The organism is Microbacterium gubbeenense DSM 15944, from assembly GCF_000422745.1.
Classification (GTDB): domain Bacteria; phylum Actinomycetota; class Actinomycetes; order Actinomycetales; family Microbacteriaceae; genus Microbacterium; species Microbacterium gubbeenense.
The window spans coordinates 1-14,169 of sequence record NZ_AUGQ01000033.1; the positions used below are offsets into that span (position 1 = coordinate 1).

Consider the following 14,169-nt stretch of genomic DNA (forward strand, 5'->3'; position numbering starts at 1 on the left):
CACACCCTGAGATCCGCCACGTCCGCACGAGAGTGCGAACGCCGGGTCAGAACGGGTCACGCGAACGCGGCTTCGGGACGATGAAGTACGAGTGGCTGTTCCGCGAGGAAATCGACGACGGCCTGACCCTCGTCGATCAGATCGACGCCTACCGGCACGACTACAACCACGTCCGCCCGCACGAAGCGATCGCCTGGAACCGACCCGCCGACGTCTACGCCGGCCACGCGCACCCCACCATCCCCAACTTCGAAATCGAAGAAATCCTGCCAACTACTTGACGCGGGACATCTGAACGCATCGCGATGCCGCGCCACTGCTTGAGTCGGTTGAAGCACCGCTCGACGACGTTGCGGCCCTTGTAGCGGATCTTCTGCTCGTGCCCGAAATCGATCGGCCGGCCGGGATGCTTGAGACGGTGGGCGATCTGGTCGTCGCGTTCGGGAATCGTGGCGGCGATCCCGCGGGCGCGCAGCCACGCCCGGTTCGCCTTGGAGGGGTAACCCTTGTCCGCGAGAACCCGGTCGGGTCGGGTGCGGGGTCTGCCCTTGCCTGCGCGCGGGACCCGGATGTCATCGAGCACGGCGGTCATCATGGTGGTGTCGTTCACGTTCCCACCGGTGATCACCAGAGCTTGTCAAGTTGTGTGTGTGTGTGTAAGTGGGCGGGGTCTCGGGGTTAGAGGTAGGGCTGGACGCGGTCGGGGAAGACGATCGCGAGTTGCTCGAGGGCTTTCTTCCAATTCGTGACGACCTGGCCCTCGACGAGCCGCCCGGAGGCTTTGCGCCGCTCGGCGCGGAGGCCTCGTTCCTTTTCGCGGGCGCGGGCGCGTTTGTCCTCGATGTTGCAGATCGCGAGCCAGAGCAGTTTCACGACCGCGTTGTCGTTCGGGAAGTGGCCGCGGTTCTTAGAGACCTTCCGTAGCTGGTAGTTCAGCGACTCGATTGCGTTGGTTGTGTAGATCACCCGCCTGACTTCGGGTGGGAACGCCAGGAAAGGTGTGAACCGTTCCCAGGCATCAGCGAACACCGCTGCGGCGTGAGGGTTCGCCTGCCCCAACTCGGAGCCTGCGAACGCTTCCAGCGCGGCCCTGGCGGCGTCGGCGTTCACCGCTTGGTAGATCGGCTTCAGCGCGGCCGCGACGGCCCTGCGCTGCCCGTAGCCAACGAAACGCATCGCGCCTCGGATGAGGTGGACCACGCAGGTCTGGACCATCGAATCCGGCCATGTCGCCTCGATCGCTTCGGGGAAGCCGGTGAGCCCGTCGCAGCAGACGATGAGGACGTCGCGGACGCCGCGGTTGGCGAGCTCGGCGCAGACGCCTGCCCAGAACTTCGCTCCCTCGGTGGCCTGGATCCAGATCCCCAACACATGCTTGATGCCGTCCATATCGACGCCGACGGCGATGTGCGCGGCCTTGTTGCGGACATGCCCGCCGTCACGGACCTTCACGATCAGCGCGTCGAGGTAGATCACCGGGTAGAACGCCTCCAACGGACGTTGCTGCCAAGCGAGGACGTCGTCGGCGATCTCGTCGACGATGTTCGAGATCGTCTCGTGGCTCAGCTCCGTGCCGACCGTCGAGGCGAGGTGATGCTCGATATCGCGGACGGTCATCCCGCCGGCATACAGCGAGATGATCATCTCGTCCAACTGCGACAACCGGCGACTACCGGTCGGGACCAGGCGTGGCGTGAACGACCCATCCCGGTCCCGCGGGATCCGCAGTTCGACATCGCCGACGCTCGTGCCAACCGTCTTCGGGAACGACCCGTTCCGCGAGTTCGGATAAACGCGCGCCTCGGGGTCGCCCTTGTCATAGCCGATGTGATCGGTCAGCTCCGTCTGCAGCCCGCGTTCCAGGCCCCGCTTGATCAGTTCCTGGATGAACCCGCCATCACCGTCGAGCTGGATCTCGCCCGCGTCGATCCGCGCGAACAGGTCATCGAAGACCCCGGCCTCCTCGAGACGCTTCGCGCCTGCTTCCTGAGCCTTGCGACGCTCTTCACGCGCCTGTTTGTCGATCGCCATAGTGGTGCTTCCTTTCGTGAGGAGATCCACCCCTTACACACACCATTTGACACGCTCGATCACCATGCCCAGCGGTCTACCGCGGCCATCCGCTGCCAGATGCAGCTTCGTCGTCAACCCGCCACGAGAACGGCCGATCGCATGATCAGGCGGCTCGACCCACGGATCCTTGTGATTCGACACAGCCCCCTGTGTCCCGGGGCAGGGTCGCGCCGTGCTGATGCACCCGCGCGATCGTGGAATCGATCGAGACGACCCAGTCGACCTTTCCCAGCGAGTCAGCCTGTTTCTGCAACTCAGCGAGCAGCTTCTCCCAGGTGCCATCCTCAGCCCATCGGTTGAAGCGCTTGTAGATCGAGTTCCACTTCCCGAACCGCTCCGGCACGTCCCACCACGGCGCACCAGTGCGGTACTTCCACGCCATGCCCTCCACAGCAAGCCGGTGATCCGTCCACGGCCGCGACCGACCCGACACGATCGGCATCAACGGCTCCATCACAGACCACACCTCATCAGAAATCTCCTGTCGCGCCACCCTTCAAGACTCACCCACACGAAGACAAATCAACTTGATCAACACGCCCTAGCGCACGTGTCTACGCAAGCGTCAACTGACTTCGCGACGCTCTCCCTTGTATCCGCGGTGCTCGATGCAGTCGGGAGGCTGAGCGGCGTTTCGAATGGAAACGTCGAACCAACCGCTGCAATGCCCCGACGAGAGATCGTCGTTGCCACTGCCCTGTTGCGAGCTGAGCTAGACCGCCAGTGGCGGATCGAGGACCTCGCTCGCGAGGTCGCTGTGTCTCCAACACATCTGACCCGGCTGTTTCATGCTCAGATCGGCATCTCACCGGCGGCCCTTCTTCGTCAACTCCGAGCCGATCGGTTGGCGGAACTCCTCGCCACCACAAATATGACCATCAGTGCGGCGGGCGCTGCAGTGGGCTGGCATGACCTGTCGACGGCATCGCGCTCGTTCAAGCAACGATACGGTATACCACCAAGCGCCTACGCGAACTCGTACCGTTCGCCAGGCGCCGGCTCTCTTGCCGACTCGGGACTCATTCACTGAGTGGGCATCCTCGCAACCGCGATGCGCTTCAGATCTTGATCGTTGATTGCCGATCGTGTGTGGGAGAAAATCAGGCACTGGGAAATCGGCGAGGCGCGGGCACCTCGTGGAGCTCAGATCTGGCCCGCTGAGACTGACTCTCTCGTGGCGTCGACGCTGGGGCCGTGTGGGCTCGGTTTCGTCGCTGTGGCCCGTACCTGCTGGGTGAGCCTGTTCGTCGCACACGAGCGCGGACAGGCCCCGAACACCAGGGAGCCACAGCCATGCCCGACCCCACCCCGACGCCCGCCACGCGCCTGACCGAACTACCCAAGCCGGCGCTCGCCGATGACCGGGCGACGCTCTATCTCGGGGACGCGGTCGAGCTCCTCCCGCTCCTGCCCGCGGCGAGCATCGATGCCCTGGTCACCGACCCGCCCTACGGGTTGAGCTTCAACGGGCAGACCTGGGACGACGCCTCCGGGTTCCGCGAGTCCCTCCCGCACATCGACACCAGTGCAATGAGTGCGCCGGAGATGTTCGAGACGTGGTGCACGGCGTGGGCTGCAGGAGCGTTGCATGCACTGAAGCCGGGTGCGTATGTTGCAGCGTTCGGTGGTGCACGCACCTGGCACCGGATGGTGCGTGGGATCGAGAATGCAGGGTTCGAGATCCGCGACCAGATTGCCTGGCTGCACACCACCGGGATGCCCAAGAGCATGGACCTCTCGCACGCGATCGACAAGCACCACGGCATGCAACGCAGCGACCGGGTCGTGCAGGCCACGGATCATGATGGGGTGCTCGGTGCGACCCGCACCGTCGTCTCGAAGGGCACTCCGGTGACCAAGGACGCGCAGCGGTGGGAGGGGTGGGGCACGGCGCTACGACCGGCGTTCGAGCCGATCATCATCGCCCGCAAACCCCCCGAAGGAAACCTCGTCCGCAATGTCCTGGAGCACGGTGTCGGCGGGCTCAACATCGACGGCGGACGGTTCGCCGACGGCCGGTGGCCCACGAACGTCGCCTTCGATCCGGGCCAGGCCGATGCGCTGGATGTGTTGACGGGGACGTGGCAGGGCGAGTCGCTGTCGCGGAAGTTCCCGATCTTCCGCTTTGACCACAAGCCCTCCACTGCGGAACGACCCCGCGCGTTCGGGGTCTCACACACAACCGTGAAGCCGTTGGCGTTGATGCGCTGGCTCGTCACGCTGGTGACCCCGCCGCACGGAGTGGTGCTGGAGCCATTCGCTGGATCGGGGGCGACGGCGGAAGCAGCGGTCAGCGATGGCTATCGCGTGCTGTGCTTCGAGAAGGATGCGTCGTACGTTCCACTGGTCCAGTCGCGGCTGGACCGGTAGCTCCTGTGGCTGGCGAACGTCTGTCGATGACCGCGCCGCCTCAACGCCGTACTTTTGAGTATAGCCATGCCGTAGTTGCATGTTCGGCGTTATGCTGAGGTCATGTCCGTCTCTGAGTTGTCCGCGAGCACCCAGAACTATTTGAAGGCTGTGTGGGGTCTGACGGAGTGGTCGTCGGTGCCGGTGACGCCGACGCTGATCGCGGAGCGAACAGGGTTGAAGCTCTCTTCGGTCTCGGATGCTGTCCGTAAGCTCTCTACGCAGGGTCTTGTCAAGCATGCTCCTTATGGTTCGGTGGAGCTGACGGAGACGGGGCGCTCCTACGCGCTGGCGATGGTGCGTCGGCACCGGCTGATTGAGTCGTTCCTCGTCAGAGTCTTGGGGTACTCGTGGGATCAGGTGCATGACGAGGCTGAGCACCTTGAGCATGCGGTGTCAGATTTCATGATCGACCGGATCGACGAGTTCTTAGAGTTCCCCACCCGCGACCCTCATGGGGATCCGATCCCATCCGCTGACGGGACGGTGCATATCCCGGACGCGACGCAACTGACCAAAGTGGGGGCGGGGCACCGAGTGGTGGTCGAGCGCATTTCAGACTCGGACCCGGCGCTCCTGCAGTTCTTCGAAGAGCATGGTTTCCTAATCGGATCAACGCTGGAGATCGGCGAAGGTGCCCCGTTCTCGGACGCACTGGACGCGCGAGTGACGGGATCGGACGCCTCGATAGCACTGGGGCGTTCGGCGACAGATGCACTCTATGTGTCTGTCGTGGCCAGTTGATGCCGTCACCCCGCAGCTTCGTCGTGGAGTGATGCATGGAGCACGCCTGCTCCGACAGGGAGCAGCGTGCCATGCCATTCCGCCGAGCGGACCTCGATGATGTCGACTTCCGCTGTGCAGGCCTGGATGCGTAACCGTGTGCCGGGGCGAAGGTGTCGCTGGTCGAGGAAGACCAGTGTTTCGAGTGGCGCATCGGCGACGCGCGTGATCCTCACGGGAGCCCATCGCGGGCGTGCGAGTTCCCGCAGACGGGCATCTCGGCGGGATTCGATGTGACCGTCTGGGGTGGGGATGGGCTGCCCGTAGGGGTCGTGGGTGGGCTGGTCGAGGGAAGCTTCGATTCGCTGGAGGAAGCGGGGTGAGCTGCTGGCTTCCAATGCGTCCGCATTGGAAGCGAGTTCGCTCCAGGGCAGGTCGAGGACGTCGTGGAGGAAGCACCGAAGTATCCGGTTCGCCCGCACTGCCCGCATCGCTTCGAGGTGTCCCGTAGGAGTGAGGGAAATACTCTTATACCGTTCGTGGTCGACGAGGCCGTCATCGACGAGTCGCTTCACCTGTTCGGACACGCTCCCCGGCACGAACCGCAGCGCACGGGCAAGGCCCGTGACCGTAACCGGAGCGTCACTGTTCTCAGTCTGGGACCAGATGGCACGGAGATAGCGTGCTCTGGTCCCTGACCGGTCGCTCTTGCCGTGCATGCGGGATGCCCCTACTGAGCGGAAGCGAGTGCGCGCCTGCGGCGTGTGCTCATGACCCGGGTTCCGATGAGTCCGTGCCGGGGGCTGAACAGGTAGACGAGGGCGAATACGGCTCCCTGGGCGAGGACGACCATGCCGCCGGAGGCGGTGTCGAGGTAGTAGCTCAGATACAGGCCGATGACGGCACAGGCTGCGGAGATCGCGGGGGCGATGACGAGCATGCGTCCGAACCGATCGGTGAGCAGGTAGGCGGTCGCGCCGGGGATGATCAGCATCGCCACGACCAGGATCACGCCCACGGCCTGGAGGGCGACGACGGCGGTGAGCGCGAGGAGGCCGAGGAGCGCTGCGCCGAGGAGCTTCGGGTTGAGGCCGATGGCGTGGGCGTGGGTGGGGTCGAAGGCGTAGAGGGTGAAGTCGCGGCGTTTGGTGATGAGGATCGTGAAGGTGATCGCGCCGAGGATGATGACCTGGATAAGGTCGGCCCAGGACACGCCGAGCAGGTTGCCGAAGATGATGTGGTTCAGATCGGTCTGCGACGGGGTCACGGAGATCAGCACGAGCCCGAGAGCGAACAGCGTGGTGAACACGATTCCGATCGCAGCGTCCTCCTTCACCCGGCTGGTGTCTCGCACCGCGCCGATGAGGGCGACGGCGAGGAACCCGAACACTACTGCCCCGAGGGCGAACGGGGCCCCGACGATGTATGCGAGGACCACGCCGGGGAGGACGGCGTGGGAGACGGCGTCGCCCATGAGCGACCAGCCAATCAGGACGAGCCAGCAGGAGAGCACCGCGCACACGATCGAGGCGATCAAGGTGGTCGCGAGGGCGCGCACCATGAAGTCATAGCTGAGGGGCTCGAGGAAGAAATCGATCAGGTTCATCAGTTGTCGCCTCGGTTCAGGACGTCCAGGCCGAAGGCCAGGGCAAGGTTGTCGGGCTGGAGCACCTCGTCCGGGTCGCCGTGCATGAGCACGCGCCGCATCAGGAGAACGGCCTCGTCGGCCAAGTCGGGCAGGGCGTGGAGGTCGTGGGTCGAGACGAGAACCGTGGCCCCAGCGTCGGCCAGCTCACGCAGCAGCCGGGTGATCGTCGCTTCGGAGCGTTTGTCGACGCCAGCGAACGGCTCATCCAACAGCAGGATCGTCGCCCCCTGGGCGATGCCCCGTGCGACAAACACGCGCTTCTTCTGACCACCCGAGAGCTGCCCGATCTGCCGGTTCGCATACTCGGTCAGCTCCACCCTCTCCAGTGCGTCATCGACGGCCTCATGGTCGGTCCTTCTCGCGTGGCGCATGAAGCCCATGTGCCCGTATCTGCCCGTCATCACGACATCACGCACGGAGAGCGGGAACGCCCAGTCGACGTCCTCGCTCTGTGGCACGTAGCCGACGGCTCCAGACTTGCGCGCTCTGCCCGGGCTCTCGTCATTCACGCGCACCGTGCCGGAGTCGGGGCGCACCAGTCCCGTGATGGTCTTGAACAGGGTCGACTTTCCCGACCCGTTCATGCCGATGAGTCCGCACACCCGACCGGCCTGGACCTCGAGGGTGGCGTGGTCGAGGGCGAGGACGTCGCCGTAGTGCACGGTGACGTCATGTACCGAGATCGCTGTCGTCATCAGTTGCGTGCCGTCAGAGCGTCGATGATGGTGGTCGCGTCGTGGCGGATCAGCTCCAGGTAGGTCGGGACCGGGCCATCCGCTTCGGAGAGGGAGTCGACGTACAGCACGCCGCCGAACTCGGCATCGGTGGCCTCCACGACCTGCTGCATCGGAGCGTCCGAGACCGTGGACTCGCAGAACACCGCGGGCACATCGTTCTCGCGCACGAACTCGATGGCAGAGGTGATCTGCTGGGGGTTGGCCTGCTGCTCGGCGTTGACTGCCCAGATGTACTTCTCCGTTAGCCCGGCGTCCCGGGCGAGGTAGGAGAACGCGCCCTCGCAGGTGACCAGCGCCCGCTGGTTATCGGGCAGGACCGACAGCTCGTCGACCAGCTCGTCCTGCACGGTCTGTAGCTCGGCCTTGTATGCCTCGCCGTTGGCCTCGTATTCGCTCGCGTTGTCGGGGTCGAGGTCGCTGAACGCGTCGACCATGTTGTCGACGTAGATCTGCACGTTCACCGGGCTCATCCACGCGTGCGGGTTCGGCATCCCTGCGTAGGCGTCCTCGGTGATGTCGATCGTCTCGACTCCGTCGCTGACGACGACATGGGGCACGTCCATGCCTTCGACGAACTGTCCGAACCACGCCTCGAGATTCATCCCGTTGTCGAGAATGAGGTCGGCCACCGATGCTCTGCGGATGTCGCCGGGTGTGGGTTCGTAGCCGTGGATCTCCGCCCCGACCTTCGTGATCGACTCCACCCTCAGGTTGTCGCCGGCGACGTTCTCGGCGATGTCCGCGAGAACGGTGAACGTCGTCAGCACCACGGGACGCTCATCGTCTGCTCCTGCATCGTTCTCGCCAGATGTTGCGCATCCAGCAAGAGACAGCGCGAGCACGGACGCTGCCAGCAGCGGCAGGGAACGGCGGGAGAAGAAGCGGGAGTTACGTGGCATGGATGGTTCCTTAGCTGAACGGGTGGCGAGATACGGGTGGAAGTTCACGTGAGTGGTGGAAACGGAGGGCTTGGGGGCGGGCCAGCGCGATGGGATGCGGCGATGAAGTGGTCGAGCTTGTCGGGTGCTTCTCCGCGCAGGTACACGCCGAGCATGCGCAGGAGGTTCAGCATCACCGCTTCGGGGTCAGAAAACGTTCGCAACAGGCGAGCCGCAGCGTCACGGTCGGCGTCTCGCACGGATTGAAACAAGGTGATGGCCTCCAGCCACGCACCCTCATTGCGCTCGTCCACGTGCGTTCGTCCCATGCCACACATCCTATTGTTCGGCCTACCGTAGTTTCCAACCTGGGCGTGGCGTAGACAAGTGAACCACATCGATGTTATTACTAGATACGCCGCTCCAAACATCGGTGAGGCACAACATGTAGTGGTTGGTGGCGTGGCGCGTCACAGCCAGAGAGCGAGGAGGAACGCCATGCCAGCCCCCCACGAGCCCCGGCGCGCCGCGCTCTCAGTGCGCGAGTTCGCCGCCGCCCAGTCGCCTGATCTCGTGTTCTTCTCGAGCGTGTCGGAGAACACTCGCCGGTTCGTCGACCAGCTGGACCGGCCCGCGGTTCGTGTTCCGTTGCGGCCCCGGGTGGAGGGGCTGATCCGGGTCGCACGACCCTTCGTGCTCGTGGTGCCGACCTATGGCGGTGGGGCGCGCTCCGGGGCGGTGCCGAAGCAGGTGATCTCGTTCCTCAACGACCCCGCGAACCGTGCCCTCATTCGGGGTGTGATCACGGCGGGGAACACGAACTTCGGCGAGCACTACTGCCTCGCCGGCCCTGTCATCTCCGCGAAGTGCCGGGTGCCGGAGCTGTACCGCTTCGAGCTGCTCGGCACCCAGCGCGACATCGAACACGTGAACAACGGCCTGACCCGCTTCTGGGACCAGGCCTCCGACAACCTGACATCCATTGAGAGGAAGACCGCATGACCATCATCTCCCCAGAGGCTCGGGCAAGCACCGGGATCGGTGCGCGGAAGGACTATCACGCGCTCAACGCGCAACTGAATCTGTTCGCCCCAGACGGGTCGATCCAGTTCGACAAGGACCGGGAAGCCGCCGAGGAGTACCTGCGTCAACACGTCATCCCGAACACGAGGATCTTCCCGAGCGTGGCCGAGCGCCTGGAGTGGCTAGTTGCGAACGACTACTACGAGCGGGCGTTCCTTGACGCGTACGCCCCGGAGTTCCTCACCGACCTGCATGAGCGGGCTCGCGAGGCCGGGCACCGTTTCCAGACCTTCCTCGGCGCGTTCAAGTTCTTCACCTCGTACGCCCTGAAGACGTTCGACGGCACCACGTACCTGGAAGGGTTCGAGGAGCGCGTCGTCGCGACCGCGCTCTTCCTCGGACGGGGCGACGAGGCGCTGGCGACCCGGCTGGTGGATGAGATGCTCTCCGGCCGTTTCCAGCCTGCGACCCCGACGTTCCTGAACGCGGGCAAGGCGCAGCGCGGGGAGCTCGTGTCCTGTTTCCTGCTCCGCCTGGAGGACAATCTCGAGTCCATCGGACGGAGTGTGAACTCCGCGTTGCAGCTGTCCAAGCGCGGGGGCGGGGTCGCGTTGCTGCTGACGAACCTGCGCGAGACCGGTGCGCCGATCAAGCAGATCGAGAACCAGGCCTCCGGGGTGGTGCCGGTGATGAAGATCCTCGAGGACAGCTTCAGCTACGCCAACCAGCTCGGTGCTCGGCAGGGCGCGGGAGCGGTGTATCTGCATGCGCACCACCCGGACATCCTGCGGTTCCTGGACACGAAGCGCGAGAACGCGGACGAGAAGATCCGCATCAAGACGCTGTCGCTCGGCGTCGTGATCCCCGACGTCACCTTCCAGCTGGCGAAGGAGAACCGGGACATGCACCTGTTCAGCCCGTACGACGTCGAGCGCGAGTACGGGAAGCCGCTGTCGGATCTGTCGGTGAATGACCACTACGACGAGCTGGTCGCGAATCCGCGGGTGCGGAAGAGCACGATCAGCGCACGGGAGTTCTTCAAGACCCTCGCCGAGCTGCAGTTCGAATCCGGATACCCCTACGTGCTGTTCGAGGACACCGTCAACCGCGCCAACCCGCTGCAGGGGCACATCAACATGTCGAACCTCTGCAGCGAGATCCTCCAGGTCAACACCCCGTCCCGCTATGACGCGGCGATCGGATACGAGCAGGTCGGCCGGGACATCTCCTGCAACCTCGGCTCCCTCAACATCGCCCAGGCCTTCGCCTCACCGGACTTCGGCGCGACCGTCGAGACCGCGGTGCGGGCACTCACGAGCGTGTCGGATCAGACCGACATCGACGCGGTCCCCTCGATCGCGGCCGGGAACGACGCGTCGCACGCGATCGGGCTCGGGCAGATGAACCTCCACGGGTTCCTCGCCTCGCAACGCATCCGCTACGGCAGTGAGGAGGGCATCGACTTCACCGACATCTACTTCCTCACCGTCACCTACCACGCCCTGCGCGCCTCCAACCGGATCGCCATCGAACGCGGCACGGCCTTCACCGGCTTCGAGACCTCCGCCTACGCCGACGGCTCGCACTTCGATAAGTACACCGAGCGCGAGTGGCAGCCCGCCACCGAACGTGTCCGCGCTCTCTTCGCAGAGGCAGGCGTCGCGATCCCTACCCGCGACGACTGGGCGCGGCTGCGGGAATCCGTGCGGCAGCACGGCATCTACAACGCCTATCTGCAGGCGATCCCGCCGACTGGATCGATCTCGTACGTGAACCATGCGACCGCGTCGATCCATCCGATCGCGGCGAAGATCGAGATCCGCAAAGAAGGCAAGCTCGGCCGCGTCTACTACCCGGCCCCGCACATGACCGACGACAACCTCGAGTTCTTCGAGGACGCCTACGAGATCGGCTACGAGAAGATCATCGACACCTACGCCGCCGCCACCCGCCACGTCGACCAGGGCCTGTCGCTGACGCTGTTCTTCCGGGACACGGCGACCACCCGCGACATCAACAAGGCGCAGATCCGCGCCTGGCGTGCCGGGATCAAGACCCTCTACTACATCCGCCTGCGCCAGCCCGCACTTGAAGGCACCGAGATCGAGAACTGCGTCTCTTGCGCGCTGTGAACCAGACGAACCGAAGGAATCCTCCCGTGACGATCATCGACCCCACCCGCCCGCTCACCGACGTCTCGCTCACCCCGCCCGGCTACCGGCACGACCCGACGGCCCGGCTGCGGCCCATCAACTGGAACCGCGTTGGAGACGACAAGGACCTCGAGGTGTGGAACCGTCTCACCGCGAACTTCTGGCTCCCCGAGAAGGTGCCCCTCTCCAACGACCTCCCCGCCTGGCAGAAACTCACCCAGGAAGAGCGCACGCTGACCATGCGCGTGTTCACCGGGCTCACCATGCTCGACACCGTGCAGGCCACCGTCGGAGAGATCTGCCAGATCCAGGATGCCCGCACCGAACACGAAGAGGCCGTCTACACCAACATCGCGTTCATGCAGTCCGTGCACGCACGCTCCTACTCCAGCGTGTTCTCCACCCTCACCTCGACACCTGAGATCGACGACGCGTACCGGTGGGCCGTCGCCAACGATCTGCTCCAGGAGCGGTGCAAGAAGGTGCTCGCGCACTACTACGGGGATGATCCGCTCAAGCGGAAGGTCTCCTCGACGCTGCTGTCCTCGCTGCTGCTCTACGCCGGGTTCTACCTGCCGCTGCACTTCTCCGTCCACGCGACACTCACCAACACCGCCGACATGATCCGCCTGATCCTGCGCGACAAGGCGGTGCACGGCTACTACTCCGGCTACAAATACCAGCGCGGCCTCGAGACGCACAGCAAGACCGAACAAGAGGAGATGCGGGCGTTCACCTACGCGCTTCTCGAGGAGCTCTACGAACTCGAGCTGCAGTATTCCGGTGAGCTCTACGAGCCGCTCGGCCTCATGGACGACGTCGCCGTCTTCGTCCGCTACAACGCGAACAAAGCACTCATGAACCTTGGCTACCCCGCCCGCTTCACCCCGGAGCAGACCGAGGTCAACCCCGAGATCCTCGCCGCCCTCGCACCCGGAGCGGACGAAAACCACGACTTCTTCTCCGGATCCGGGTCCTCCTACATCATCGGCAAAGCCGTAGACACCAGCGACGACGACTGGGACTTCTAACCGACCGTCACTCCCACACTTACGCCTCAGAGAAAAGAGAACGACCCCTTGAGTAAGAACGTCTCCGTCCTTGTCGGCAGTCTGCGCCGCGGCTCCTACGCACGCAAGATCGCCCACAACGCCATCGGCTACTTTCCCGACGGCTACGACGCGCGCATCGTTGAGATCCGCGATCTTCCTCTCTACGACTTCGACTACGACGATCCCGAAGTCACCGACAAACCCACCCCGCCGGAATACGCCCAGTTCCGGAAAGTCATCAAAGCCTCCGACGGTGTGTTGTTCGTCACACCAGAGAACAACCGCACCATCCCCGCCTGCCTGAAGAACGCCATCGACATCGGCTCCAAACCCAACAGCGATGTCGCCTGGAAGAACCTTCCCGCCGGGATCATCAGCCACTCCGTTGGCCGCATGGGCGGGTACAGCTCGCAGAAGAACCTCCGGCTCGCACTCTCATACTTCGACATGCCCACCCCCGGACAGCCCGAGGTCTTCCTTTCCCAATCACCCACCCTTTTCGGTGAGGACGGGAACATCTCGCAGGAATCGACCGTACAGTTCCTCCGGGACTACATCCTCCGCTTCGCTCGACTCATCGAAAGTCAAAACTCGGTGCGTTGATGCGATGCCTGCATCCCCGGAAGCACGAGCGCAGGCTCTGGGCGCGCGTGTTAATCCCTTTCCACTGACGGTAAAGCGCGTGCTCCACTCCGCCGCGACGGGTCGGGTTGCTGTCGACGCGACCAAAGTGATGATCGTGAACTCGGGCACCACGACGCTCAGGCACGAGACCGGTGAAGTTGATCTTGCCGCAGGGCAGGTCGTGCTGCTCCCTCCAGGCCACTGGTATGCGGGAGAACCCGCCGGTCTAGTCATCACCACCACCGCATACATCGACACCGCATTCCTTGAGGAGCAGGAGCGCTGGATCACTCAGTCCAGCGCTCCTGCTCCTCTTGTGCTTTCAGACAGCCACCGGTCAGACCCGACCGTGCTCGACGTGCCTTCCACAGTGTTCCCGCACGTGAATGCTTCCCTGCAACGGTTGATCGACGGTGAACTGCACCATTTGCCGACACTTCGCCGCTTGAGTCTGGCAGTGGACCTGCTCGATATCCTCACGCGACCCGTCCCCGAACACTCGCCCGAACACCCCGCGGTGGGGTCTGCTGTAGGAACAGGTGACATCAAAAGTGGCTAGCCCGGGAGGGCTGGCCTGGAAGGATGTCATCATGCCCAAGCCGTTCCCCAAGGAGTTCCGCGACGACGTGATCCGCGTCGCGGAGAACCGTGATCCGGAGGTCACGCTCGCGCAGATCGCGAAGGACTTCGGTGTCCATGTCGGAACTCTCGATAAGTGGATGCGTCAGGCGCGGATCGAGGCCGGCGAGCAGCCGGGCGAGACGAAGCAGGAGCCCGCGGAGTTGCGTGAGCTCCGGAAGCGCAATCGTCTCCTCGAGCAGGAAGTCGAGGTCCTGCGTCGCGCGACCG

The 14,169-nt window shown here is 64.3% G+C and carries 18 protein-coding genes; 10 read left to right on the forward strand and 8 right to left on the reverse strand.

The genetic code is table 11. The features are described 5' to 3' along the window. Positions 1-281, forward strand: a 281-nt coding sequence (locus tag G510_RS18035) for an integrase core domain-containing protein (protein ID WP_157560612.1), incomplete at its 5' end; no start/stop codon positions are given. Here the strand turns inward: G510_RS18035 and G510_RS16845 are convergent. The 3 genes from G510_RS16845 to G510_RS0112375 all read right to left on the reverse strand — a co-directional run bounded on the left by G510_RS16845 (position 215) and on the right by G510_RS0112375 (position 2,566). Next, on the reverse strand, positions 215-610 hold the full coding sequence (locus G510_RS16845; protein ID WP_157560613.1) for a transposase: 396 nt from the start codon (positions 608-610) through the stop codon (positions 215-217). The genes G510_RS18035 and G510_RS16845 overlap by 67 nt on opposite strands. Before the next feature lie 68 nt (positions 611-678). After that, positions 679-2,031 carry an IS256 family transposase gene (locus G510_RS0112370; RefSeq protein WP_029153870.1) on the reverse strand — a complete coding sequence of 451 codons (1,353 nt, stop codon included), beginning with the start codon at positions 2,029-2,031 and terminating at the stop codon, positions 679-681. Positions 2,032-2,176: 145 nt separating this feature from the next. Then, positions 2,177-2,566 carry an IS5 family transposase gene (locus G510_RS0112375; RefSeq protein ID WP_029153871.1) on the reverse strand — a complete coding sequence of 130 codons (390 nt, stop codon included), beginning with the start codon at positions 2,564-2,566 and terminating at the stop codon, positions 2,177-2,179. Positions 2,567-2,737: 171 nt separating this feature from the next. Between G510_RS0112375 and G510_RS19130 the strand changes: the two genes are divergently transcribed. The 3 genes from G510_RS19130 to G510_RS0112385 all read left to right on the forward strand — a co-directional run bounded on the left by G510_RS19130 (position 2,738) and on the right by G510_RS0112385 (position 5,226). After that, positions 2,738-3,103: a helix-turn-helix transcriptional regulator gene (locus G510_RS19130; protein ID WP_084644372.1), complete on the forward strand. Its 366-nt coding sequence runs from the start codon at positions 2,738-2,740 to the stop codon at positions 3,101-3,103. Positions 3,104-3,366: 263 nt separating this feature from the next. Continuing rightward, positions 3,367-4,443 carry a DNA-methyltransferase gene (locus G510_RS16850; RefSeq protein ID WP_051216743.1) on the forward strand — a complete coding sequence of 359 codons (1,077 nt, stop codon included), beginning with the start codon at positions 3,367-3,369 and terminating at the stop codon, positions 4,441-4,443. 102 nt (positions 4,444-4,545) lie between these two features. Then, a complete protein-coding gene (locus tag G510_RS0112385) occupies positions 4,546-5,226 on the forward strand; it encodes a metal-dependent transcriptional regulator (protein WP_029153872.1) in 681 nt (226 codons plus the stop codon). Between the two features lie 5 nt (positions 5,227-5,231). Here the strand turns inward: G510_RS0112385 and G510_RS18045 are convergent, their stop codons facing one another. Genes G510_RS18045 through G510_RS0112415 form a run of 5 tightly spaced genes read right to left on the reverse strand, consistent with a single transcriptional unit; the run spans position 5,232 to position 8,797 of the window. Then, entirely contained in the window at positions 5,232-5,924 is a 693-nt protein-coding gene (locus G510_RS18045) for a metal-dependent transcriptional regulator (protein WP_084644373.1), read from the reverse strand. Between the two features lie 11 nt (positions 5,925-5,935). Then, the gene (locus G510_RS0112400) at positions 5,936-6,811 is read right to left on the reverse strand and encodes a metal ABC transporter permease (RefSeq protein ID WP_029153874.1); all 876 of its coding nucleotides are present in this window, start codon (positions 6,809-6,811) and stop codon (positions 5,936-5,938) included. After that, positions 6,811-7,548, reverse strand: a complete 738-nt coding sequence (locus tag G510_RS0112405; RefSeq protein ID WP_029153875.1) for a metal ABC transporter ATP-binding protein — start codon at positions 7,546-7,548, stop codon at positions 6,811-6,813. The genes G510_RS0112400 and G510_RS0112405 overlap by 1 nt, the downstream gene beginning before the upstream one ends. Continuing rightward, positions 7,548-8,489, reverse strand: a complete 942-nt coding sequence (locus tag G510_RS0112410) for a metal ABC transporter substrate-binding protein (RefSeq protein WP_036323285.1) — start codon at positions 8,487-8,489, stop codon at positions 7,548-7,550. Before G510_RS0112410 ends, G510_RS0112405 begins: the two co-directional genes overlap by 1 nt. Before the next feature lie 44 nt (positions 8,490-8,533). Next, on the reverse strand, positions 8,534-8,797 hold the full coding sequence (locus tag G510_RS0112415; RefSeq protein ID WP_029153877.1) for a hypothetical protein: 264 nt from the start codon (positions 8,795-8,797) through the stop codon (positions 8,534-8,536). Positions 8,798-8,966: 169 nt separating this feature from the next. On the opposite strand from G510_RS0112415, the gene nrdI reads away from it, so the two are divergent. The 6 genes from nrdI to G510_RS18730 form a co-directional block, all read left to right on the forward strand. After that, entirely contained in the window at positions 8,967-9,470 is a 504-nt protein-coding gene (nrdI, locus tag G510_RS0112420) for a class Ib ribonucleoside-diphosphate reductase assembly flavoprotein NrdI (RefSeq protein ID WP_036323288.1), read from the forward strand. Beyond that, complete coding sequence (nrdE, locus tag G510_RS0112425) at positions 9,467-11,623, forward strand: class 1b ribonucleoside-diphosphate reductase subunit alpha (protein ID WP_029153879.1); 2,157 nt, start codon at positions 9,467-9,469, stop codon at positions 11,621-11,623. Before nrdI ends, nrdE begins: the two co-directional genes overlap by 4 nt. A 26-nt stretch (positions 11,624-11,649) precedes the next feature. Continuing rightward, on the forward strand, positions 11,650-12,675 hold the full coding sequence (nrdF, locus tag G510_RS0112430; RefSeq protein ID WP_084644374.1) for a class 1b ribonucleoside-diphosphate reductase subunit beta: 1,026 nt from the start codon (positions 11,650-11,652) through the stop codon (positions 12,673-12,675). 48 nt (positions 12,676-12,723) lie between these two features. Continuing rightward, entirely contained in the window at positions 12,724-13,299 is a 576-nt protein-coding gene (locus G510_RS0112435; RefSeq protein WP_029153881.1) for an NADPH-dependent FMN reductase, read from the forward strand. Positions 13,300-13,378: 79 nt separating this feature from the next. Further along, complete coding sequence (locus G510_RS18355) at positions 13,379-13,879, forward strand: AraC family ligand binding domain-containing protein (protein ID WP_169562632.1); 501 nt, start codon at positions 13,379-13,381, stop codon at positions 13,877-13,879. A 31-nt stretch (positions 13,880-13,910) separates the two neighbouring features. Then, positions 13,911-14,169, forward strand: a 259-nt coding sequence (locus tag G510_RS18730) for a transposase (RefSeq protein ID WP_029153883.1), incomplete at its 3' end; no start/stop codon positions are given.

Excerpts from the sequence above, each read along its gene's own strand:
- G510_RS0112410 (WP_036323285.1), bottom strand. The coding sequence starts at position 8,489 with ATGCCACGTAACTCCCGCTTCTTCTCCCGCCGTTCCCTGCCGCTGCTG.
- G510_RS0112415 (WP_029153877.1), bottom strand. The coding sequence starts at position 8,797 with ATGGGACGAACGCACGTGGACGAGCGCAATGAGGGTGCGTGGCTGGAG.
- G510_RS19130 (WP_084644372.1), top strand. The coding sequence starts at position 2,738 with ATGCCCCGACGAGAGATCGTCGTTGCCACTGCCCTGTTGCGAGCTGAG.
- nrdI (WP_036323288.1), top strand. The coding sequence starts at position 8,967 with ATGCCAGCCCCCCACGAGCCCCGGCGCGCCGCGCTCTCAGTGCGCGAG.
- G510_RS0112385 (WP_029153872.1), top strand. The coding sequence starts at position 4,546 with ATGTCCGTCTCTGAGTTGTCCGCGAGCACCCAGAACTATTTGAAGGCT.
- G510_RS0112400 (WP_029153874.1), bottom strand. The coding sequence starts at position 6,811 with ATGAACCTGATCGATTTCTTCCTCGAGCCCCTCAGCTATGACTTCATG.
- G510_RS16850 (WP_051216743.1), top strand. The coding sequence starts at position 3,367 with ATGCCCGACCCCACCCCGACGCCCGCCACGCGCCTGACCGAACTACCC.
- G510_RS18045 (WP_084644373.1), bottom strand. The coding sequence starts at position 5,924 with ATGCACGGCAAGAGCGACCGGTCAGGGACCAGAGCACGCTATCTCCGT.
- nrdE (WP_029153879.1), top strand. The coding sequence starts at position 9,467 with ATGACCATCATCTCCCCAGAGGCTCGGGCAAGCACCGGGATCGGTGCG.
- G510_RS0112370 (WP_029153870.1), bottom strand. The coding sequence starts at position 2,031 with ATGGCGATCGACAAACAGGCGCGTGAAGAGCGTCGCAAGGCTCAGGAA.
- G510_RS0112405 (WP_029153875.1), bottom strand. The coding sequence starts at position 7,548 with ATGACGACAGCGATCTCGGTACATGACGTCACCGTGCACTACGGCGAC.